Source organism: Bacillus sp. OTU2372, assembly GCF_038440275.1.
In the GTDB taxonomy this organism is placed as follows: Bacteria; Bacillota; Bacilli; order Bacillales; family Cytobacillaceae; genus Neobacillus; species Neobacillus bataviensis_B.
This window is the reverse complement of sequence record NZ_JASATK010000042.1, coordinates 1-22,966: the sequence shown is the minus strand read 5'-3', so window position 1 is coordinate 22,966 and position 22,966 is coordinate 1. Positions and strand designations below refer to the sequence as shown.

22 protein-coding genes and 1 tRNA gene are annotated in these 22,966 nt (G+C 39.8%); 2 read left to right on the top strand and 21 right to left on the bottom strand.

Translation table 11 applies throughout. The features are described from left to right. Positions 1 to 902: 902 nt before the first annotated feature. The 15 genes from AAHB15_RS29080 to paaK all read right to left on the bottom strand — a co-directional run bounded on the left by AAHB15_RS29080 (position 903) and on the right by paaK (position 13,943). The gene (locus tag AAHB15_RS29080; protein WP_309529121.1) at positions 903 to 1,316 is read right to left on the bottom strand and encodes a PaaI family thioesterase; all 414 of its coding nucleotides are present in this window, start codon (positions 1,314 to 1,316) and stop codon (positions 903 to 905) included. A 35-nt stretch (positions 1,317 to 1,351) separates the two neighbouring features. Continuing rightward, positions 1,352 to 2,305, bottom strand: coding sequence for an NAD(P)H-dependent flavin oxidoreductase (locus AAHB15_RS29075; protein ID WP_342043833.1), 954 nt, complete (start codon positions 2,303 to 2,305; stop codon positions 1,352 to 1,354). A gap of 91 nt (positions 2,306 to 2,396) precedes the next feature. After that, complete coding sequence (paaX, locus tag AAHB15_RS29070) at positions 2,397 to 3,278, bottom strand: phenylacetic acid degradation operon negative regulatory protein PaaX (protein WP_335575686.1); 882 nt, start codon at positions 3,276 to 3,278, stop codon at positions 2,397 to 2,399. An 81-nt stretch (positions 3,279 to 3,359) separates the two neighbouring features. Next, positions 3,360 to 4,136 (bottom strand): enoyl-CoA hydratase-related protein, encoded by a 777-nt coding sequence (locus AAHB15_RS29065; protein WP_342043832.1) that lies wholly within the window; start codon positions 4,134 to 4,136, stop codon positions 3,360 to 3,362. 67 nt (positions 4,137 to 4,203) lie between these two features. Beyond that, positions 4,204 to 5,409 carry a thiolase family protein gene (locus tag AAHB15_RS29060; RefSeq protein WP_342043831.1) on the bottom strand — a complete coding sequence of 402 codons (1,206 nt, stop codon included), beginning with the start codon at positions 5,407 to 5,409 and terminating at the stop codon, positions 4,204 to 4,206. Next, positions 5,406 to 6,278: a 3-hydroxyacyl-CoA dehydrogenase gene (locus AAHB15_RS29055; protein ID WP_335575683.1), complete on the bottom strand. Its 873-nt coding sequence runs from the start codon at positions 6,276 to 6,278 to the stop codon at positions 5,406 to 5,408. Before AAHB15_RS29055 ends, AAHB15_RS29060 begins: the two co-directional genes overlap by 4 nt. Positions 6,279 to 6,347: 69 nt before the next feature. Continuing rightward, complete coding sequence (locus tag AAHB15_RS29050; protein WP_335575682.1) at positions 6,348 to 7,859, bottom strand: aldehyde dehydrogenase family protein; 1,512 nt, start codon at positions 7,857 to 7,859, stop codon at positions 6,348 to 6,350. A gap of 15 nt (positions 7,860 to 7,874) precedes the next feature. Then, on the bottom strand, positions 7,875 to 8,648 hold the full coding sequence (locus AAHB15_RS29045) for an enoyl-CoA hydratase-related protein (protein WP_335575681.1): 774 nt from the start codon (positions 8,646 to 8,648) through the stop codon (positions 7,875 to 7,877). A gap of 3 nt (positions 8,649 to 8,651) precedes the next feature. Further along, a complete protein-coding gene (locus AAHB15_RS29040; protein WP_335575680.1) occupies positions 8,652 to 9,428 on the bottom strand; it encodes an enoyl-CoA hydratase/isomerase family protein in 777 nt (258 codons plus the stop codon). Further along, positions 9,428 to 9,730 (bottom strand): EthD family reductase, encoded by a 303-nt coding sequence (locus AAHB15_RS29035; RefSeq protein WP_198309676.1) that lies wholly within the window; start codon positions 9,728 to 9,730, stop codon positions 9,428 to 9,430. The genes AAHB15_RS29040 and AAHB15_RS29035 overlap by 1 nt, the downstream gene beginning before the upstream one ends. A gap of 27 nt (positions 9,731 to 9,757) precedes the next feature. Further along, entirely contained in the window at positions 9,758 to 10,258 is a 501-nt protein-coding gene (gene paaD, locus AAHB15_RS29030) for a 1,2-phenylacetyl-CoA epoxidase subunit PaaD (RefSeq protein WP_335575679.1), read from the bottom strand. A gap of 26 nt (positions 10,259 to 10,284) precedes the next feature. Next, a complete protein-coding gene (gene paaC, locus AAHB15_RS29025; RefSeq protein ID WP_335575678.1) occupies positions 10,285 to 11,097 on the bottom strand; it encodes a 1,2-phenylacetyl-CoA epoxidase subunit PaaC in 813 nt (270 codons plus the stop codon). After that, the gene (gene paaB / locus AAHB15_RS29020) at positions 11,090 to 11,443 is read right to left on the bottom strand and encodes a 1,2-phenylacetyl-CoA epoxidase subunit PaaB (RefSeq protein ID WP_335575677.1); all 354 of its coding nucleotides are present in this window, start codon (positions 11,441 to 11,443) and stop codon (positions 11,090 to 11,092) included. The genes paaC and paaB overlap by 8 nt, the downstream gene beginning before the upstream one ends. A gap of 18 nt (positions 11,444 to 11,461) precedes the next feature. Continuing rightward, the gene (gene paaA / locus AAHB15_RS29015) at positions 11,462 to 12,418 is read right to left on the bottom strand and encodes a 1,2-phenylacetyl-CoA epoxidase subunit PaaA (protein ID WP_335575676.1); all 957 of its coding nucleotides are present in this window, start codon (positions 12,416 to 12,418) and stop codon (positions 11,462 to 11,464) included. A gap of 199 nt (positions 12,419 to 12,617) precedes the next feature. Next, positions 12,618 to 13,943, bottom strand: coding sequence for a phenylacetate--CoA ligase PaaK (paaK, locus tag AAHB15_RS29010; protein ID WP_335575675.1), 1,326 nt, complete (start codon positions 13,941 to 13,943; stop codon positions 12,618 to 12,620). 350 nt (positions 13,944 to 14,293) lie between these two features. Between paaK and AAHB15_RS29005 the strand changes: the two genes are divergently transcribed. Then, the gene (locus AAHB15_RS29005) at positions 14,294 to 14,743 is read left to right on the top strand and encodes a hotdog fold thioesterase (RefSeq protein WP_335575843.1); all 450 of its coding nucleotides are present in this window, start codon (positions 14,294 to 14,296) and stop codon (positions 14,741 to 14,743) included. Between the two features lie 88 nt (positions 14,744 to 14,831). Here the strand turns inward: AAHB15_RS29005 and AAHB15_RS29000 are convergent, their stop codons facing one another. The 5 genes from AAHB15_RS29000 to AAHB15_RS28980 form a co-directional block, all read right to left on the bottom strand. Beyond that, positions 14,832 to 16,208 (bottom strand): amino acid permease, encoded by a 1,377-nt coding sequence (locus AAHB15_RS29000; protein ID WP_098532957.1) that lies wholly within the window; start codon positions 16,206 to 16,208, stop codon positions 14,832 to 14,834. A gap of 378 nt (positions 16,209 to 16,586) precedes the next feature. Further along, positions 16,587 to 17,873 (bottom strand): dihydrolipoamide acetyltransferase family protein, encoded by a 1,287-nt coding sequence (locus AAHB15_RS28995; protein ID WP_335575844.1) that lies wholly within the window; start codon positions 17,871 to 17,873, stop codon positions 16,587 to 16,589. A 12-nt stretch (positions 17,874 to 17,885) separates the two neighbouring features. After that, positions 17,886 to 18,908: an alpha-ketoacid dehydrogenase subunit beta gene (locus AAHB15_RS28990; protein WP_342043830.1), complete on the bottom strand. Its 1,023-nt coding sequence runs from the start codon at positions 18,906 to 18,908 to the stop codon at positions 17,886 to 17,888. Further along, entirely contained in the window at positions 18,908 to 19,975 is a 1,068-nt protein-coding gene (gene pdhA, locus AAHB15_RS28985; protein ID WP_335575846.1) for a pyruvate dehydrogenase (acetyl-transferring) E1 component subunit alpha, read from the bottom strand. Before pdhA ends, AAHB15_RS28990 begins: the two co-directional genes overlap by 1 nt. Before the next feature lie 30 nt (positions 19,976 to 20,005). Next, entirely contained in the window at positions 20,006 to 21,145 is a 1,140-nt protein-coding gene (locus AAHB15_RS28980; protein WP_335575847.1) for a Leu/Phe/Val dehydrogenase, read from the bottom strand. Between the two features lie 477 nt (positions 21,146 to 21,622). On the opposite strand from AAHB15_RS28980, the gene AAHB15_RS28975 reads away from it, so the two are divergent. Continuing rightward, positions 21,623 to 22,081: an Lrp/AsnC family transcriptional regulator gene (locus AAHB15_RS28975; RefSeq protein WP_144568765.1), complete on the top strand. Its 459-nt coding sequence runs from the start codon at positions 21,623 to 21,625 to the stop codon at positions 22,079 to 22,081. Positions 22,082 to 22,856: 775 nt separating this feature from the next. On the opposite strand, the gene AAHB15_RS28970 is transcribed toward AAHB15_RS28975, so the two are convergent. After that, positions 22,857 to 22,930, bottom strand: a tRNA-Met gene (locus AAHB15_RS28970). Positions 22,931 to 22,966 lie beyond the last annotated feature (36 nt).

The following is a 22,966-nucleotide window of genomic DNA, read 5'->3' as shown; positions in this document are numbered from 1 at the left end:
GTGATTGACTTCCACGCTCTTTTGTTCGAGCGACTTTTATATTCTATCACGTTGTGCAAGCCAAAACAAGAGAAAGTTTTTTATAAATTGTTTCTTATCCACTTCTTTAAAGAGCGGCTTTACTATTTTAACACTGCCGGTGTTCACTTGCAACTGATTTTTTTATTCTACAATAATCATCTGTACATCGTTCAATTCGTTTTCCGATTTGAATTTTATCGCTTCCCCCACCTCATTGATCCATTAACGGACATAAAGTTACTTAGATTCCCCAAAAACACTTTTAGGAGGCAACATCAGGGGCGCTTCACTTGGCGCAGATTGTTAAGGGATCAGTTCCCTTAATGCAGGGGATGGCAAGATCAAAAAAAGATAATCCTTTCAATTCCTTTAACTTGATGTCCATGAAGATTATCTCTAGATTCACAAAAGATACTCCATTCTCCTCTAATCCATTTGAAAAATAAATTCAATCAAACTTTTCAAGAGTTAACTTTGAAAGAAAAAGAAGTATTGAATCTAGTTCAAAAAGGTTTTATGAACTAGATTTAGCTTGTGAATTATTCATAAGTCAATACCGTAAAAAAACAGTAGCAAAGTATATACACGAAGCTTGATGTTACAAACCGTACCAGTTTGTACTATAAAATAAATACACTATGACAAAGGACAGTTTGTGAACAAATAAAGTTATTTCATATAAAAAAACAACCCCCATGAAAATAAAAGTAGCTGCCAATTAATGAAAAAACATCAATTGGCGACTACTTTTTGTATAGCGAATTTTCCCTCTCAATTCCACATATCAGCTTCTGGAATGATCAGGCTTTCCCTTGTCATTTTATAACCAAATTAAAAAGGATCATGCCTTTACATGATCCATCTCTTCCCCATCTGGAGTTTTACTGATCTATAATCATCACGGAAGAAACAACACTTGCCGCCTTCTTTTCGTTTTGGAATAAGTCTGCAAGAACATAGACGACCTTTCTTCCCAGCCTTTCAACTTTGGCCACAACCGTCACCTCTCCCATGAGGACAGGTCTATGAAAAGTCGTGTGCAAATCTATTGAGGTAAAGCTTTGTTCACCACTTAATTTAGTAGCAATTGCATATGCCATCATAATATCAGCTGCAGATGAAACAAACCCCCCCATTGCCACACCTATTCCATTCATGAACCTTTCATCCACTTTCCATATCCCACGCGCCATTCCATCATGAGCATCAGTCACTTCAATTTGTAATGTTCTATCACATTGGGGAGGATATTCCTCATGCGCAATGACCTTCATAAGGTCCACACCCTTTTCCAAAACGAAACCTCCTTTACCTTTATTTATCTTCGGAACTACTTGGTGAAAAGACGTAAACGATCCTTCATGATGGCTTGTGCATCGCTCATCATTCTGTAAAATAATTCCTGTACTGACGGAATATCTTCAATAAGCCCGGCAACTTGCCCACTGTTCATAAAACCATTTTCACCGTCACCGCTTAATGCACCAATAAGATGAAAATCTTCGGATGTCATATGACGATATTGTCCTTCTGACATTCCTTCGCGTTCTAATTCGATAATTTGTTTTGCATAAGGTGATTTTAACACCCGCCTAACTTGTCCAAGCGAACGGCCTAAAATAACGGTTTCATTATCATCTGCCTTTATAAGTCTCTGCTTATAGTTTGCATGAAAAGGGGAATCCTTTGTGGCAATCAACCGTGTCCCAAGCTGAACTCCTGACGCACCCAACATCAATGCTGCCGCCAAACCCAGTCCATCGCCAATTCCCCCTGCAGCCAGAACCGGAACAGAAACATGTTTACAGATTTGCGGGATGAGAGTAAAGGTTGTCAGCTCCAAATTTGAATTAATCCCTGCTGCTTCAAAGCCTTCCGCAACCAACACATCGGCCCCGGCCTCTTCTGCCTTTTGCGCATGTTTGACGGCGGCGACAATGACAATGACCTTAATGTTATGTTCATGCAAGAGAGCAATATATGGTGCCGGATTCCCTGCAGACAATGACACAACGGGGATTTTATGTTTAATCACCAGTTGAATTAATTCTTCCGTATATGGACTAACATTAATTGGTATATTGATAGCAAATTGTTTATCCGTCTTTTCCTTCGTTTCCAATATAATCGTTTCGACTTGCTCCGGGGTCATGGTTCCACATCCAATGGTACCAAGCCCGCCAGCATTTGATACAGCGGCCGCAAGCTGTGAATTGCTTATATTTCCCATTCCACCCTGTATGATCGGATATTTTATGGATAGCACTTCATTAACATATTTCACTCGTATCCCTCCCTCTTAAAAAGGAAATTCACCCGGTACAATTTACAACAAAACAACTCTTCTACCTGAAGTGGAAAAGCTGCTTTGCTGCTTACTGAATCATATACGGATGTTGTTTGGCATCATAGGAGACATCTTTTTTGCAAAGATCGTTGTTTTCTTGAAAAATGCTTTCAAAAAAGCGGCTAGCTGGTTCAGCAAGAACTTGATAATATTGGTTAAATAATGAAGCGGCAAGAGTTCCATTCCAATTTTCCGGCAGCAGTTCCTTCGGAAGACCTGGATCAATAAACAAAAATTTTCGGTATTCATGTACTAGTTTTGTCCGTTCGACGAAACAATCGGCATCCGACATTTCACCGCGTTTAATAATCTCCTGATTGGCAATAAACTGCTTGCTATACTTGATAATAAATTCTTCGTATTTTTCCACGACTTGTTCTAACGGCCAGCTTTTTTCCACCAGCGTATGGTTGTCCTTTGGACCTATATATTCAGAAATGAAAAAGTCGACATACTCACTGATGTCATATTTTTCAATAAGGAGTTTAACCTCTTTCTCTAAATTATTGGGAGAAATCCAACAGGCATTAGAAAAACTGCCAAAGCCGCTCCACAATAACTCCTGACGCAGTTCATCGCGAATATGTCTTTTTTCCTCTGGAATGGTATACATGAGGACTCGCCATTTCCCATCCCATTCAAAGGGATTAAGCTTAAAAATGCGATTCCCTGCTTCTTCTATACGGCTTATCCCCTGTTCTGTCAGAAAATAATAGCTGCGATTATCTTGCTTTTCAGATTGAAGCCATCCCTGCTTCATCATGCGGGAGACAGCAACCCGGGCCGCTTGGTCATTATGACCGAATTCCTTTAATAGACGTATTAAACTGCCAATCCAAATTTTATTTCCATAATGATGAATGTAATCACCATATATTGTAAAAATCATAGAGCGCGTATTTTCACCCAAGATCTTCACCCCCATTTCTTTTTTATATCACAAATTTAATACGAGCGTTAATATTATTATATATAATTCTAAAAAAACAAGCTATTTTCCAGAGAAACGAGGAGCTCTTTTTTCGCTGAATGCATTTAAAGCTTCTACACGATCTTCAGTCGGAATCGTTAGTTCGTAGGCTTTTGCTTCTATTTCAAGCCCTGTTTGTAAGTCTGTATTCAGTCCTCTTGTAATCGCATATTTCGCCTGTCTAATAGCAACAGGTCCATTTTTCATTATTTTTGCCGCAAATTCCTCGCAAGCCGGAATCAATTGGTTTCGAGGTACTACCTCTAGGACGATCCCTAAATCCAACGCTTCCTTGGCAGACAATTTTTTTGCAGTAAAAATTAATTCTTTTGCCTTTGTCTCTCCGATTAACCTTGGCAAACGCTGGGTACCGCCTGCACCAGGGATAATCGCCCAGCTTGTTTCTGTCAGTCCTAAAGAGATTCCTTCGGCAGCAATGGCAAAATCACAGGATAGCAGCCATTCGAAGCCTCCGCCAAGTGCATAGCCATTAACAGCAGCAATCGTCGGCTGCGGAAGCAAGGCAATACTGTTAAACACATCGCGAATCGCTTTAACATTCCTTTTAACTTCTGTTTCCGTTAGCGTTTTTCTTTCCTTCAAATCTGCGCCAGCACTAAAAGCTTTTTCACCGGCTCCTGTAAAAATAACGACATGTACATCTTGACTTAAAGAAATTGCATTAACAGCTTCCTGAAGCTCAAATAGTGTTTCATAATTAAAACAATTTAGAACGTCCGCACGATTGACTGTCACATATCCAATATGATTTTCAACTTTATATAACACGTTTGCCATAACCAATTCCGCTCCTTTATCTTGAAAAATAGCCCTTAATAGTCATGCTATATAAGGGCTTTTACGTTCAATTTTCGATGTTTTCTATAATCGTTGCAATCCCTTGACCGACGCCAATACACATCGTTGCAAGGCCATATTGAACCTTTTGCTTTTTCATCTCATGTACAAGTGTGGTTAAGATGCGTGCACCACTTGCACCAAGTGGATGTCCAAAGGCAATGGCACCACCATTGACATTTACTTTCTCTTCATCAAGCTCTAGCTTTCTCATACATTCGATTGATTGGGATGCAAAGGCTTCGTTTAATTCCACTAAACCGATCTTTTCGATTGATAAATTCGCTCTAGTGAGTGCTTTTCTTGATGCATAGATTGGTCCAAGCCCCATTACGGATGGTTCAAGACCTGCAACAGCGCCCACCACATATTTTGCAAGCGGCTTTAATCCAAGTTCCTTTGCTTTTTCAGAACTCATTAATAATAAGGCAGAGGCACCATCATTAACACCCGATGCGTTTCCTGCTGTGACTGTACCGTCCACAAAAATAGGCTTTAGTTTTCCCAGCTTTTCCAAGGTGGAATCCGGGCGAGGATGCTCGTCCTGAGTAACCACTACCTCGTTCCCTTTCCGATCTTTAAAGCGGACGGGAACAATTTCATTGGCAAAACGTTCGTTTTCCATTGCCGCTTTTGCTCTTTGTTGGCTTCGAAGAGCAAATTCATCTTGTTCTTCTCGAGTTATCGAACAGCGCTTCGCCACGTTTTCCGCTGTTTGCGGCATGGATTCTGCCCCGTACATCTCTGCTAATTTTTTATTCGTAAAGCGCCAGCCAATCGTCGTATCCTGAAGTTCCATGGAACCTCTAGGAAAATCCACCTCAGGCTTGCCCATAACATAAGGAGCTCGTGTCATGCTCTCCGTTCCACCGGCAATATAAATATCACCTTCACCTACAGCGATGGATCTTGCCGCATAAATCACTGCATCCAAACCGGAACCGCAAAGACGATTGATTGTCGTTCCCCCGACAGTAATCGGCAGTCCTGCAAGCAAGGCTGACATCCTGGCAACATTTCGATTGTCTTCCCCAGCTTGATTGGCATTACCAAAAATGACATCTTCAATTTGTTCCGCTGGGAGATTTGGATTCCGCTCAAGAAGAGCCTTAATTACGATAGCCCCAAGGTCATCGGGACGGACACTTTTTAAAGCACCTTTATATTTTCCAATTGGCGTCCTAACGGCATCCACAATCACTACTTCTTTCATTTTTTCACCAACTCTTCTTTTTGGGTATAATCATAAACACCTTTTCCGGTTTTCCTACCTAGTCTACCAGCGCGAACATATTGTTCAAGCAATGGTGCCGGACGGTATTTTTCACCTAATTTTTCATGTAAATATTTCAAGTTATTCAAGCGTGCATCCAACCCGACAAGGTCGACCAGCTCAAAAGGGCCCATTGGATAATTCAAACCTAGTTTAATCGCTTTATCAATGTCCTCAGGTGTGCCGAGACCTTCTTGAAGCATATAAAAAGCCTCATTTCCGACTAAACAGCTGATTCTGCTTGTCACAAAGCCCGGGAATTCATTGATTACAACGGTTTCTTTTCCCATTCGTTCAGCTACTTTTTTAATCGTTTCTGCTGTTTCATCACTCGTTTCAAGACCACGAACGATTTCAACAAGCGGCATTTTGTGAACCGGATTAAAGAAGTGCATAGCAATGGTCCGCTCTGCACGTTTTCCATAAGAAGCAATTTCAGTTGGACTCATTGTAGAAGTATTGGTACCAAAAAGACAATGTTCCGGTGCATAATGCTCCATCGTTTCAAAAACTTGCTTTTTAATTTCTGCTTTTTCAGGCACGGCTTCAATAATTAAATCGGCGGTTGAACAAGCCTGCGGTAAATCACTAATAAAGGAAAGGTTTGCTTTTGCCATTTGTTCTTGTTCAGCAGAAATTTTCCCTCTCGCAAGACCTTTTGCAAAAATTGAATTTAGTTCACCTTCAGCACTTCTTAGCGCATTTTCATTTACATCTACCAATGCAACGGAAAATCCACCGAGTGCAGACACATAAGCAATTCCTCTTCCCATTACACCGGAACCAACAACAACGATGCTATTCATCATCTATCTCTCCTTTACAAGATTAAAGAAGTACGAATGAGACCATGAAGTCTCATTCGTACGTGTAGGATATTAAACACCTAATGGATTTAATGGACGACTTCCAAAGTAAGAAATAATGCTCTTTGTTTCGGTATAAAGATCAAGTGTTTCAATGCAAAGTTCACGGCCGAAACCAGATTGTTTATAACCGCCAAATGGTGTACCAGGGAATGCAGAGAATGGGCAGTTCACCATCACAATGCCTGCTTCGATTTGCTTCGCCACACGGGTTGCACGGGCACCATCCTTTGACCAAACAGCTGAACCTAAACCGAATTCTGTATCATTAGCAAGCATAATCGCTTCTTTTTCATCCTTAAATTTCATAACAACGACAACAGGGCCAAAGATTTCTTCTTTTACAACGGTCATGTTATGGTCAACATTCGCGATGACAGTAGGCTCATACCAGAATCCGCCTTCATAGCCTTCAACTTTAGCTGGCTTACCACCGGCTAAAATCTCTGCTCCCTCTTCAATCGCTGATTTTACATAACCATCAATAACATCTAATTGACCTTGGTCAATGATTGCACCAACATGTGTGCCTTTATCAAATGGATTCGCAAGGACTAACTTCTTGGTTTTTTCAACAAATTTAGTCACGAATTCATCATAAATATCTTCATGTACATACAAACGAGAACGGGCTTCACAGGATTGTCCTGAATTGTAGAAGATACCAAAAAGAGATCCATCAACGGCAGCATCAATATCCGCATCTTCAAACACGAGATTAGGAGACTTTCCGCCTAATTCAAGAGTGACACGCTTTAATGTTTCGGATGCTTTCGCCATAATATCTTTTCCGATTGGCGTAGAACCAGTGAAAGCCACTTTATTTACCTTTGGATGTTCAACTAGGTAATTTCCAACCTCTGAACCTGATCCAGGAACAATGTTTACTACCCCGGCGGGAACTCCTGCTTCTAAGCAGATTTCACCAAGAATAATCGCAGTAAGAGGGGTTAAGCTTGCTGGTTTTACAATAACAGAACAGCCAACCGCAATTGCTGGAGCAACTTTCCATGCAGCCATCATCAATGGATAGTTCCAAGGAATGATTTGTGCACAAACCCCAACAGGCTCTTTTTCTGTGAAATTATGAAACTGGCCTGGCATATTGTTCACTACACCGCGATGGGCAACAATGGCAGCCGCATAAAATTCAAAATCTTCAATAGCTTGTGATACTTGACCTTGAGCTGCAGCCAATGATTTACCAGTATCCAAAATCTCTAATTCTACAATCTCATTAAAACGGGAACGCATAATTGCAGCAATTTTGTTCAAGACTTGTGAACGGCGGTTAATTGGGTATTTGCGCCATTTTCCATGATCAAATGCTTGACGGGCAGCCTGTACCGCTTTTTCTGTATCTTCTTTAGAAGCCTTTGCCACTTCTGCTAAGAGCTCACCAGTAGCAGGATTATAGGTTTTTATCGTTTGACCGGTTGAGCTTTCTACTTTTTCACCGTTAATAATTAAATGATAATAATCCCTTTTTAGTGAAACCGCTTCAATAACTTGTTGTGTAGACATCTATTTATCCTCCTTTTATTTCCCGCTAAAGTTTGGTTTTCTTTTTTCCATAAAGGCTTGAACACCTTCACGGTGGTCTTTCGTTAAGCCGGCGATTCTTTGGCCTTGTGCTTCTTCTTCTAAATAGTCAGTAAAGGATTGTTCAGCCGTAGCTTTAATCGTACGCTTAATTAATCCAACGGCTTTTGTTGGCAAGGCCGCAATTCGCTCCGCAAATTGATTTACTTCAGCGTCCCAATTATCAGAAGAAACCACCTTTGTTGCCAGCCCCAAGACATGCGCTTGGTCGGCAGGAATTTTTTCACCTAAGATCGATATTTCTAATGCTTTTGCTTCACCAACTAATCTAGTAAGAAAATAACTATTCCCTGAATCAGGGATTAAACCAATGTGGATAAAAGCATTTATAAAGCTGGCACGGTCTGATAAAAGGCGAAAATCACACGCAAGAGCAAGACTAAAGCCTGCACCGGCAGCAATCCCGTTGACAGCTGCAATAATTGGCTTCTCACATTGATAAATTTGCTTGATCATCGGGCCGTATTTCTCCCTTAACACTTGACCATGATCCATATTTTCATCCACTTCGGACAAATCCTGGCCAGAGCAAAAACCGCGTCCCTCACCGGTAATGACGATGCAGCGGACCTCTTCAGAAGAGGAAGCAGCTTTAATCGCTTTAGTTATTTCCATATTCATTTGGGCCACGAACGCATTTAATGTATTAGGCCTATTTAACGTAATCCGGGCTACACCGTTTTCTACTGAATAGAAAATCGTTTCGTACATATGTTATCTCCCTTTAAATTCCGGTTTCCGCTTTTCAATAAAAGCGTTCATACCTTCTTTTTGATCCTCGGATGCAAACAATAAATAGAAATTTTTTCGTTCATATTGCATTCCTTCATATAACGGATAATCGACTGCCTTATTGACCGAATCCTTAATTAAACGAATCGAAAGCGGTGCTTGTCTTGCGATTTGTTTAGCAGTCTTCATTGCTTCTTCCATTAATAATTCAGGTGAAACGACTCGATTAATCAGACCGTGCTGGAGGGCACTCTCTGTTGTAATTCTCGTGCCGTTCCATAACCATTCCAATGCTTTCGTTCTGCCGACAATTTTTGTTAGACGCTGGGTACCACCAGCTCCGGGCATAACACCAAGGGTCACTTCCGGGAAAGAAAATTCTGTACCACTGGCCGCAATTAATAGATCACAGCTCAGTGCCAACTCAAATCCCCCGCCAAAAACAAATCCTTTTACGGCACCAATAATTGGCTTTTTGATTAACGTGAGTCGGTCCCAGTCAGCAAATTGATTCAATAGCTCCAGTCGAACTGGATGATCACCTGCCATTTCATCAATATCTGCTCCTGCTGAAAAGGCACGCCCTTTACCTGTGACCACGATGGCCCGAACCTCTTCATCCCGATCAAAAGCTTCCAATGCATCAACAATTTCACGTACCATCGTTCGATTCAACGCATTATATTGAGCTGGTCTGTTTAGTTCAATCAGAGCTACACCATCTTGTTGTGAAGCTTCAATAAATTCGTACGCTTTCATTAATCGTCTTCCCCAATGACCAAGGTTACGAGCTTGCCGGCAAATTTCATTAAGTCTTTTCCTGAGGCTTTTCCTTCCTCCGAACGTAAGCCCTTTTGTAAATCCTCATGGCTGTCATAGCGCATTTCACACATTAAATAATATGGAGGTTCTCCTCCCATTGGTGTTCCAGTAAACCTTGTCACCTTGATTTCACGCAGGCCTGGAATTTTTTCCGTAATCGGTACGTGTACGTTATTGTAATGTTCATCAAATGCTGCCTTGTCCTCTGGTTGTTTATATAATGCAATTAGTTTTGCCATAATCGTTTCTCCTCACATTCTCTTTATTTACATTAAAGTTGATATCGGTTTCATTGCTTCAAAAGGGTTTTTACAACTTTTACAATACAAAATACTTCTGCAAGCTGTTGGTCCAAAGATATTGTCCATGGTCACATAGGTGGAACCGCAATAGGGGCAGTCAACATGCCACGATCCGTCACTGTCCATTAAACGAGGTGGAGGAGCAATTCCAAATGCCTTTAACCCTTGTCTCCCTTTTTCAGATATACGGTCTGACGTCCAGGGCGGGTGGTTGATAAATTCTACCTCAACCTTTTGTACTTCCTCTATGACCTTAACTGCCTTTTCGATATTATTCTTTATGATGCCAAGAGCAGGGCAGCCTAAAAAGGTCGGCAGGATTTTAATCTCAACTGCACCGTTTTCGGCCATTACTTCCTCTACCATACCCAGGTCGATAATACTCACTGTATCGATTTCAGGATCTTTTACTTCATCTAGTACCTCTAATACCTGCTTTTTCAGTGAAATTACAGACATTTGCATGATCACACCTCTTTTCTATATGTACATTACCAAGTTGCAGCAGTATCAATTCGATAGACTTCTGAAAGTGTCTCAATCGCCGACACTAAATCTTCTGTATGTTCAAAATTTCGGCCATTTCTTTCTCCATTGACCGGTATTTCTGGAACAGTTAAACCTATTGATTGGAAAACAGGCTCTAAATGTTGTTTCCATCGTTGGATAAGGACATCCTCTTTTTCAATTAATCCACCTGCGATAAATTTTTCCCTATCCGTTCCGAATGAGAAAACATCGGCAAAATCTTTCATGACTTGTTCAATCGCAGCTTGCATTCTTTGTTTTGCTTCTTCTGTTGAACTTAAAAGCTGAACAAACCAAGTTTTCCAGTGGAGTAAATGGTAATACAGTTCCATATTTACCTTGATTGCAACTTTTGCCAGCGGCTCATAGGAGCTATTTTTCAAAGAGTCAATCTTTATTTTCTTCGCTGCGGTGTAAAAATAATTCCGAACGACGGCGTAGGCCCAGTCATATTTAGGCACCTCCATGTAATAGCCCTCACCATTAGGTCTCTCTACTAAAATACTATTCCTTCTTTCATTAGCAGGTCGCAGGTGGGCTAATGCATCTGCATTACCGATCCCGATTTCTTCTAATAATTGATAAAACATTGCGGCATGGCCCATGCTGTCTTGGCTGATGGAGGAAGAAGCAACATCCTCCTCTATATGCGGTGCTAATCCAAGCCATTCAGACCCCCTGTAGGAATAAAAGAAGTCATCGTCTGCAAGCTGAAATAATAAATTGACTACTGCATCCTTTAGTTCAGGAGTTATCGTTAAGTTTTGTTCAGTCATTTTTGTTACCTCCTGCCCAAGAAAGGATTTCTTTTTCATCGAGCATTTGTTGTTCATAATGCCGCCATTTTTTCTTTAAGTAGCCATAGCCTTTCGTTGTACGGTAATCCTTATTATCTAATCGTTGCAAAGTAACCTTTTCTTCTTTTGTTAGTCCGCGAATATGTTCACGATTCACTACCCATATGTCTGCAACCGGATCCCGGCGCATAAAGTTTTCTTGAGCCATTACTATCGCCATTTCAGCATTTGGTGCCAACAAACTAAACTGGTGCTGAAAGGGTGAAGAAGGTGTTCGCTTACTGAAGACTTCAAATTCCTGATAAAATGTTTTCTTTTGCTCCATTTTTCCCTTCCCCTTTCATTAATTAACTGCAGCACTTAAGGCATCGAGCACCCATGCGTTCGTTTCATAAGATACTCTCCGTAAATTCAATCGTGCCTGTGAGCGCGGGCCATTATTTCTGATAATTTGTTTAAATTTATTCCAATCAGGCTGTTGGTAAACCCAGAGCTGCTGCTCTTCGTCAAAATGAAGAGTTGGGTCTGGAATCGTTAAATCTAATGATAAAATTCGAGGAATGTACTTGGAAAAAAAGCTTTGCCGAAGTTCTTCATTTGTGCTTGTGCGAATTTTATATTTAATTGTTACGTCTTGTTTACTTGTACCTGTTGTCGTACTGCTTGCCGGTCCAAAAAACATCAGAAGCGCTTCCCACCAGTCATTTAATGACTCCTGAATCATTTGTTTTTGTTCCTCTGTTCCTTCTGCAAGAGCCATGATAATCGCTTCCCCGTGCTGTGCGTGGAACACTTCCTCTGCGCAAATGCGATGCAATGCTCTTGCATATGGACCGTAAGAAGCACCCAGCATGTTTGTTTGGGTGATAATGGCAGCACCATCAACCAGCCAGCCAATCATTCCAGCGTCAGCCCAAGTGTTTGTTGCCATATGGAAGACATTATGAAACTTTAAATCTCCATTAAAAAGATCCTGCATTAGATCGCCGCGATCTTTTCCATATGGTTTTAATAAATCCTCTGCTACACGAAGGAGCAGTTGTCCATGCCCCATTTCATCCTGCACTTTAGCCATAATTCCCAATTTTCTTCTTAGTGAAGGCGCTTTCGGAACCCATTCCTTTTCAGGCAGTGCCCCCATAATTTCACTGATTCCGTGCTGTGATATTAATTTTATAAGAGCGACCCGATATTCTTCCGGCATCCAGTCATCTGCTTCAATTTTATCGCCTGCTTCAATTCGAGCAACAAATTTTTCTAATTTTTCCTGTTCAGTAAAATCTTTTTCCAGAGTACTCACATTTATACCACCTTTCTAATATAACGTGTATTTACCGTTATTATATTTTATTGTTATATTAATAGCAAGAATATTTTCTATAATCATTGTTTTAATAGTGTATTCTTAGCAAATCACCTATGCTTGCGATCCGTCATTGATCAAGATGGACTTGATGGCATAGGTGAATCCGCTTTCATTTTTTCTAGTAATAACTTTATTAAACTACTGGTACGGGATTCCTTTTATCTACCACTCTCTTTGCTTTTCCATCCGAACGTGGAAGGCTTCCAGGTTTATTGATAATCGTATTCATTGTCACTAGACAGCTAGATTTCATTTGGTGTTGAATATTCCGTTTTAATTTTTGAATGTCAGCATGCCCTAAATCTTCTCCAACTTCCAGATAAAGCTCCTTTTCAATTTCAACATGGAGTTCCACACTGTCCAAGCTTCCTTTTTTAATCAAGTGAATTTGGTAATTTGGAACCAGACCCTCAATTTGCAAGAGAACATGCTCAATCTCGGAAGGAAAAACGTTTACACCACGGATAATCAGCATGTCATCTGTTCGTCCTTTTAAGCGAGACATACGTGTGTGTGTTCTGCCACACTTACATTTTTCACGCGTAATGGAAGCAATATCCCCTGTACGGTAACGGATAATTGGCAGCGCTTCCTTTGTTAAGCTAGTAAATACAAGCTCTCCATCTTGACCGTCTTCAACTGGTTCCATTGATTTAGGATTAAGTACCTCTACCAAAAAGTGATCGTCAGCAATATGTAAACCATCTTGAGCCTCAATGCACTCAATGGCTACCCCAGGACCCATAACTTCACTCAAACCATAAATATCAATTGCTTTTATATCCAACTTTTTCTCAAGCGTAGCTCGCATTTCCTCTGTCCATGGTTCAGCACCAAAAATACCATATTCAAGACTTGTTTCACGCGGGTCCATCCCCATTTGTTCCATGTTTTCAACAATATTTAAAATATATGATGGAGTTCCACAAATTCCTCTTGGTTTAAAATCATTAATAACCGTTATTTGTCTTTCTGTATTACCACCTGAAATTGGAACCGTTGCCACTCCAAGTTCTTCCGCTCCATAATGAAGGCCAAGTCCGCCTGTAAAAAGACCATATCCATAAGCATTATGGAAAATATCTGATTTTCTTCCCCCTGCAGTTACAATGGCACGTGCAACAATCGAAGCCCAATTACTAATATCATTTTTGGTATAGCCAACAACTGTCGGTTTGCCACTCGTTCCAGATGATCCATGGATTCGATTTACTTCGTCCATTGAAACGGCAAATAATCCAAATGGATACTGGTCCCGTAAATCTTTTTTCATTGTAAATGGAAGCTTTTTGAGGTCGTCCAACGATAGAATATCCTCTGGTGTGATCCCTAACTCATCGAATTTTGCTTTGTAAAAGGGAACATTTTCATAAACTCTTTTTACTGTCTCTTGAAGACGCACTACTTGTAGTGCTTCCAATTCTTTACGGTTCATCGTTTCAATTTCCGGATTGTACATTCTCTGCTCCTCCTTACTATTTTTCAAAGATTGATAGCAAAAACCAAAAATAACACATTTTAAACGACCAACAAAAATGGTGTAACATATTTATAGATTAATACCATATTTCCACTGTGTCAATATTGATAACTGAAAATTTTAATTAAACAAAATTATCGCTCACATCATTAAGATACAGCTATTTTAACAACAGCAAAGCTAATAGTTTTATTAATCTAGCTAAACCAATTCTGATTCATTGAATATTAAAAATTGATACTAAATTAATAAAATGGTATATTTCAAATATAGACTATAACGTTTAAATAACGTTTTATGGATAAAATTAAGTATAAGAGAGGGATACGATGACTACTAATCTAGAAGATCACGCTATTCATGAAAGACATTATGATCAGATTGTAAACAAAATGAAAGATGAACCCTATGGCCGATTCCTTGGTATGAAGCTGATTAAACTAGGACCTGGGATAGCAGCAGCTGAATTAACCCCGGATGAAAACATGTTAAATGCGCACGGAACCGTCCATGGAGGAGTTATCTTCTCTCTTGCAGATTATGTGTTTGCTGCAGCGAGCAACTCATATGGTAAAACGGCTGTCGGCGTACAAACCAGCGTTAATTTTATGTCTGCAGGAAAACCGGGGGAAACACTTTTGGCCACTGCAGAGGAAATAAAGAAAAACCATCGCCTCGGCTGGTATAACATTCATGTATATAGCAACAAAGAATTGATCGCTACTATGGAAGCAATGGTTTATCGAAAAAATCATTCCTTTGTTGAAGCAGAAGATTAAGTATTTATAAATGTGAAAAATGATATGAGCCATTATGGCCCATATCACTTTTTTAATAGTTTACCTATTCTCTTATATATAGATATGACTATACTATTTTATTTTCTTTTACTATCATGGTATCTTTTTCATCCACATTTTTAAACTTAAAGATGGAAATCAAAAATAGCACCGCTAAAACAACAAGACAAGTAATAATACTCACTCGATTCTGTTTATCAAATAAAAATATTACTGATATGATGCTTAACGTAACGACAGTAATCCCAGTTACATAGGGGAAGCCCCACAATTTAAAGCTTGGTTCTTTAGGATAAGAATTGCGAAGTTTTAAATGTGCTAGACAAATACCAACCCAAACCAACGATACGACAAAACCCGGAACCGCCATTAATAAAGTAAATACCTTTTCCTGCGCAACAAAGGCAATCATCGAGCCGCCGACTAATACCACGGCTGTTAATATTAAACTGTATAATGGAACACCCTTTTTTGATACATAAGAGAAAGACTTTGGAGCTTCCCCTTCAACCGCAAGGGAATGCAACATCCGTGTACAACCATATATACCGGAGTTGGCTGCAGATAAGACAGCTGTAATTAAAATAAAGTTCAAAAGGTGTGCTGCCCCCTTCAGGCCGGCCATGGATAACACCTGGACAAACGGACTCACATTACTGCTGGCAATCTCATTCCAAGGAATTAAACCGCAGATGACTAGAATTGGCAGCGTGTAAAACAAAATAATTCTCCAAACAAAGCTTTTAATCACTTTAGGTAAAATCCGTTCTGCATCTTTTACTTCTGTTACTGTTAAGCCTATTAATTCAGAACCTCCATAAGAAAACATAACAATTAAAAGCGCTGAAAAGATTGACATCCACCCTTTCGGGAAAAAACCGCCATGCTCTGTAAGATTATGCAGATAGTTGGATTGATTGCTCGGGATGACTCCAAATAAAATACCTGCACCTAATATGATAAATACGATAATCATAGTGATTTTGATGCCTGCAAACCAAAATTCAAATTCCCCATAATTTTTAACATTCATCATGTTAATTCCGATAACTAAAGCGGCACAGCCTAAACTTAATTCCCAAAGTGGAATGGATGGAAACCAGTATTGCAGGAAACTCCCTGCCACGACAATCTCGATGACACATACGGCCAGCCACATGAAACAATACATCCAGCCTATAACAAAGGAAGCGCGCTTACCAAAGGCTTTCTGAACAAAGCCTTTCATATTTGTGTTCGGATAGACGATAGCCATTTCTGCTATAGCTCCCATAACAACAAGAAGCAATAGTCCGGCGAACACATATGTGAAGATAACTCCTGGTCCTGCTAATGATACGGTTTCTGCACTGCCTTTAAAAATCCCTGTTCCTATTGCTCCTCCCATTGCCATTAAACTTATATGCCGCGGCAACAACTTCTTTTGTAATGATGCATCATTCATTATTAGACCTCCAAATATCTATTAATTAATTAATATACGAGAACGATAGGATCAAAATGAACTTTCTACTGGTTTCCTGGATGACTTCGAACTTGTCCAACCGGAAAAATCCTTTTAAGCAAGCGCTTACACTTTTTGCTGCTTTTTTTGGGGGATTTTTTTTCCCCCCAAGGCTCTTGTGAGGTCCGGTTTATTTTCGGGAGATCTGTTTCCACATCTTATCTGCTTTTTGAGATAGGAAGACTTCAACCAATCATTGGAAATGACGATACTTTACCAAAATGATGTGGGGTAGTCTTCCTTATTTGTTGTCCTATTGCCCCTGCGCTTGTCAAGACTTACTAGTTATATCTTGGGGTTTAGTGGATTTTAAGTATACTATGCAAGTTCTATTGGCCACAACTTAGGGTTTTCAATCAATTGTTTAAAACGGTTCGTAAAGGCTACTGCTGTGGCACCGTCTGCAACGCGGTGGTCAAACGCCATCGACATGGTCATGATCGAGCGAATCGCAATCTCATCGTTTTCCATAACAACAGGCATTTTTTTCGTCTTATGAAAGGCAATTAACCCTGTTTCCGGATGATTAATAATCGGAGTTGCTCCGATGCTTCCTAATGGACCGACGTTACTGATGGTAAACGTACCGCCTTTCATATCCATCGGTGTCAGCTTGTTCTCTTGCGCTTTTTTGGTTAACTCTTTAAGTTTGTCATGAATTTGGCGAACTGTTAATTGATCCGCATGATGAATGACAGGGACAATTAAACCATCTTCTGTATCAGTAGCAATCCCAATGTTATATTCTTTCTCTAAACGAATTACTTCATTTTCTTCATCAAGCTTGGCATTGAAAACAGGGAATTGTTTTAATGCTACTGCAATCGCTTTAATAAAGAAGGCGACAGCCGAAACATTGATATTCATCTCTTTTAAATCGTTTCTATAGGCGAGCAGCTCAGTTAAATCTGCCTCTTCGAAATGTGTCACATGAGGAATTGTATAAAGTGACTGGGTCATTTTCTTTGCAATTTGCTTCCTACGGCCTCTAAACGGAATCACTTCTGCTTTTGTTTCATTTATGTTCCGAACTTCCTGCTTTTGAATCTCTTGTTTAGGTTCTGTTTTTGCTTCAGTCACTTCTGCAAAAGCCTCTTTTATTTCCTTAGGAGATTGGATCGCATCACGTTGTTTAACAAAGTTGTATATATCTTCCACAGTGATGCGCCCATTTGTGCCAGTTCCTGTAATTTCGTTAATATCTACACGAAATTCCCGTGCAATTTTTCTTGTGTAAGGCGCAGCTATGATGAATTTTTTTTCTCCCTTTTGCTCGGTCACAGCTGTTTGCTGCGGTTGTGATTGTAACGCCTCTGTATTTTTAGAAGCTGCTTCTGCCGGTTTCTTATCTGTTTCTACCGCTTTTGCTCCTTCTGTTTCCAGTACAAGCAGAGTGGTACCAACAGAGACAGTATTACCATGATCCACAACAATTTCCTTTACTTTCCCTGAAGCTGGGGAAGGAAGCTCTGCCACCATTTTATCTGTTTGTACCTCTAAAAGTGGCTGGTCCACCTTGACCGAATCCCCCACTTTGACGAAATAGTGAATAACTTCTCCCTCTGTCATCCCTTCACCAATGTCATGAAGTTTTACTTCAACCAATGTTTTCCCCTCCTAAAAATGCACAACTTTTTCGATTGCGTTGAATACCCGTTTTGGCGTAGGTAAATAATGTTCTTCCAGTGCAAATAATGGTACTGGTACATCAAAACCTGTCACGCGCTCAATCGGAGATTTTATATACAAAAATGATGTATCATTTATAATGGAAACAATATCATTACCCACTCCGCCTGTTGCATGGGCTTCATGAACAATAACTGCACGGCCTGTTTTTTTAACAGATTCTGCAATAATGTCCTTATCAAGTGGATAAAGGGTCCGTAAATCAATGACATCACAGGTAATGCCGTATTTTTCGGCCTGTTCTGCTGCTTTCATGGCTACCGGTACCATCGCACCCCATGCAAAAACAGAAACGTCATCTCCTTCTTTAAGCCTTTTCCCTTTTCCGATTTCAACTATATACTTACCTTCCGGAACCTCTTCACGGTTAGCGCGGTAGATTCTCATGGACTCTAAAAATAAGACGGGATCCGGATCTTCGATAGCTGCGATGAGCAGACCCTTTGCATCATATGCAGATGAAGGGCAAACAACTTTTATTCCGGGCATATGTGTAAACAATGCTTCCACACTGTCTGAATGGACTTCCGGAGCACGTATGCCTGCACCGTATGGAGCACGGATGACCATTGGAACTGTATAGCTACCCATCGTACGCATACGAATGCGTGATACATGTGTCATGATCTGCTCATACGCCGGATAAATAAAACCAAAAAACTGCATTTCCACTACGGGTTTGAATCCATTGACAGCCATTCCGATAGAGGTTCCGATAATTCCTGCTTCGCTCAGTGGCGTATCAATAACGCGATCTTCCCCAAATTCTTCTTGCAAACCCTCGGTAGCACGGAATACACCACCGTTTTTACCGATATCTTCACCTAGCAAAAGGACTCGATCATCCTCTTTTAAAATCGTGCGCAACCCATCTGTTACGGCTTGAACGAGTGTTAGCTCGTTAGTTTTCGTAGTTTGGTCTTCTGCCGGTCTATCAACACTTAAGATCATCAAGCATCCCTCCCGATCAATTGAAAATATTCTTCTTTTTGTTTCGCAATCGTCCAAGTCGGCTTTTCAAATACATTATCGAATAAATCATTGATATTTGGTTTTGGATAGCTTTCCATATCTTTTACCGCTTGTTCTACTTCGGTTGCGGTTTCTTCTTTGACCTTCATCACCCAATCTTCATCCCAGAAGTTGTTTGCTTTCATAAAACGTTCTACACGAAGAAGAGGATCTCGATTTTCTCGAATTGTGGCACTTTGGGACTGATCCCGATATTTAGACGGGTCATCTGCCGTTGTATGGGCACCATATCTCCATGTCATTGCTTCAATTAAAGTTGGGCCTTCTCCTTTACGGGCACGGTCAAACCCTTCTATCGTTTGGAAATACACAGCAAAAATATCGTTTCCATCGACACGGACACCGGGCATATCATAAGCGAGTGCTTTTTGGGCAATCGTTTTGGAATTCATTTGTTTTTTTATTGGCACTGAAATCGCAAAGCCGTTATTTTGATTAAAGAAGATAACTGGAGCTTTAAACACACTGGCAAAATTCAATCCTTCATGAAAATCGCCCTCTGAAGTGGCACCGTCTCCAAAATAGGCAATCGCTGCATTTTTCGTTCCTTTTCTTTTTTCAGCCATAGCAGCCCCTGCTGCATGCGGGATTTGTGTTGCTATGGGAACGGCTGGAGGGAAAATCTTTTTCCCTTCTTCAGGCACGCATCCCTCCACACGCCCATTCCAATATAAATATGTACGGGCCATGCCGGCACCAAACGTTAACGTGGCACCATGGTCACGATAGGTAGGGAATACCCAGTCATCTTTTTCAAGTGCCAGTGCACTTCCAACTTGAGAAGCTTCCTGTCCCTCAAACGGAGCATACGTTCCAAGTCTTCCTTGACGCTGCAAACTAATGGCCTTTCGATCAAAGGTACGAATGCGAACTATATTATAGTAGAATTTTTTTACAAGATCTTCGGTTATTTTATCTTTGTAATCCTCATTTATTAATACGCCGTTTTCATCGACAATTTGAAATATAGGAAATTCCGTTGACATGTCATCACCTCATAAACAGAAATCAATTAATTAATTACGAATATCCCATTTAGGACGTTTGGTATGAGTGAAAAAGCTATTATGCTTTTTTCGGTCTTCTATTCGTTTTTCACAAAGCCGGTTTGCCGCTTGAATGGTCGTGATATCATCCAACTCTGCCTGTCTGTACACTTCCAATAACGATGTGTAAATGGATCTTGTTTTCGATAATACACGCTCTTTATTGTAGCCGTATAGTTCATCAGCTACTTGAATTAAACCGCCAGCATTTACAATGTAATCTGGAGCATATAAAATTCCTTTTTGTTTCAGTAATTCTCCGTGTTTCTCCGTAAGAAGCTGATTGTTAGCCGAACCAGCCACTGCTTTTACTTTTAACAGATCGATCGTTTCACCGTTAATAATTCCGCCAAAAGCACAAGGAACAAATACATCTGCTTCTGCAGCATACACATCATTTCCGCTTACTGCACGAGCAATACTTCCTAATTGTTTTGCATGTTCTTGAATGGCTTTTACGGCTTCTTCATTAATATCACTTACATATAAATCTGCGCCTGATTCAAGCAATTGTTCGGCTACTTTGTACCCTACTTTTCCAAGACCTTGGATTGTGAAGGTTTTGCCGGAAAGATCATCTGTGCCAAAAACGACTTTATTCGTTGCTTTTAAACCGTAAATGACTCCAAGCGCCGTCGGAATGGATGAATCCCCACCGCCACCGTATGCTTCAGGAATTCCTACAATACAATTTGTCTCTTTTGATGCATGGATAAAGTCATCCATTGATGTACCCATATCTGTTCCTGTGTAAAAACGTCCGTTTAAAGAATCAACAAACTGGCCGAAAGCTCTAAACATAGCCGGTGTTTTATCTGTTGCTGGATCACCGAAGATTACCGCTTTTCCTCCACCGAAATCGACATCGGCAGCAGCGCATTTATATGTCATCCCTTTAGATAAACGCAATACATCTTCCAAGGCCTCATCCATTGTACGATACGGGCGCATACGGCAGCCCCCCAATGCAGGTCCGAGTGTTGTATTATGAATGGCGATAATGGCTTTCAACCCTGTTGTCGGGTCATTGCAAAAAACAATTTGCTCATGTTCATGCATTTTTTCAATAACTGATTCAGTTGTTTGTACAGAATGTTCTAACACGTTCATTTAAATTACCTCCATTAGCACTGTGATTATAGTAGAAAAATATTTTAAAAAAAGAGAAAAAACAACGTCTTTTCCGGTGTTAATGATGAAGAAGTTACATTTTCAACAACTTCCTTGACTCCTTCTTCTCGAATTACCATCTCTAGATACCGAGCTTTCCGTTTTGGTAGCGATTACATTTTATAAAATAGCAACTTACAGGTAGAAATCGTTACAACAAACCCTTCTGCTGTTGATGCGGACAAATTAAGCAGCACCTTTCATAAACAATGGTCGAGTTCATTGAGATTACCATGATTTGAGTTAATACATAATCTTTTTATTTGTATAAAAATTAAAAGGATTATGTCTCTATTTAATGATAAGCTATAATAAAATGGAAAAACATATCAAAATGCATAAATTTTGGTACATATCATTATATTTTGCATAAGTTTTTCAGTATTTAACTTCATTTTAAAAAAGGGGAATAATTCTATGGACCAATTAGATATTCGTCTGCTTGAACTTCTTCAAATGGACGGACGGATGACTTTAAGTGAATTATCGAAGAAATTATCCCTAAGTCGTCCAAGCATTACGGAGCGTTTAAAACGGCTTCAAGATAGGGAAATTATTGAAGGATTCAGTGCCCGGGTATCCCTTAAAGAAATCGGAAGGGATGTAATTGTTTATATTCAAGTAAGTGAACTCAAGGTATTATCTTATTCTGAATTTGAGAAGTGGATTATCGATGACCCCGACATCATTGAATGTCATCGGTTAACCGGCTCTGTTAGCTATTTACTTAAAGCTGCCGTTACAGGGATGGATCATTTGAGCAGGCTTATTGACCGGCTAACTCCTTACGGAAATGTAAATACATCAATCGTTTTATCCTCACCCGTCTCATTTCGCTGCATCACTCCAAATGACGTTAAGGAAGAAAAAAAGTAAACCTGGTGCAATGGGTATGAAAAATGGAAAAAGAAAGCAGCTTTTTATAACTGCTTTCTTTTTGACTCATCTAATGTCTTCCCATTTTTATCTTTCCACCTCAATGTTTATTTTACGAATCATGATAATAGTTCAGACATGAAGTAGGCGGGTTTCGTCATTTCTTCTAAGCCTATTCCACAAACTAACCAAAGGCAATCAATTAAATATTTCCATCCCTTACCATTCTTCGACCTTTTTTCTCTTTTCATTTGTTAATCAAACGTTTGTTTAGTTTTGGTATGAACCCTTGCATATAAAAGGAATTTTCCATCCTAGAAGCAAAAAATTGTCGAGATTGGGATGCGTTTAAATAACCTACTGTATTTAAAACAGATATCTAACTTTCAAAGTCCAAATTAAAAACTTCCAAATTCGATTTGTATTTTTCAAAGTCTTATCCATACCGGATAGTATCGATTTGATATGAAAGAGCGTTTTATGTTTGAGCTGTTCAGAAGTAAACCGGAGAAGAATAGGAAGATTTCTTGATTCACGAAGAATAAACCAAGAATGCTTAGCAGGTAACAAAAATAATCCAAAATGCAATCAGAATAATTTATCTATTGCAATACATTTTTTTAAAGCTCTCCCCCTAGTAGGTATTAAACAACTCATTTTTGAAATTTATAACTAATAAAATATTCCACTTTTTTAACATTTAATAAAAAAAGCCTTAGGAATAACTCCTTAAGGCGAATGAAAACTATGTAATTTTAAGTATTTTTTCACTTGATTGCGGAGGCAGGATTTGAACCTGCGACCTTCGGGTTATGAGCCCGACGAGCTGCCAGACTGCTCCACCCCGCGACGATAATATATATAGTATATACTAAGTATAAATTA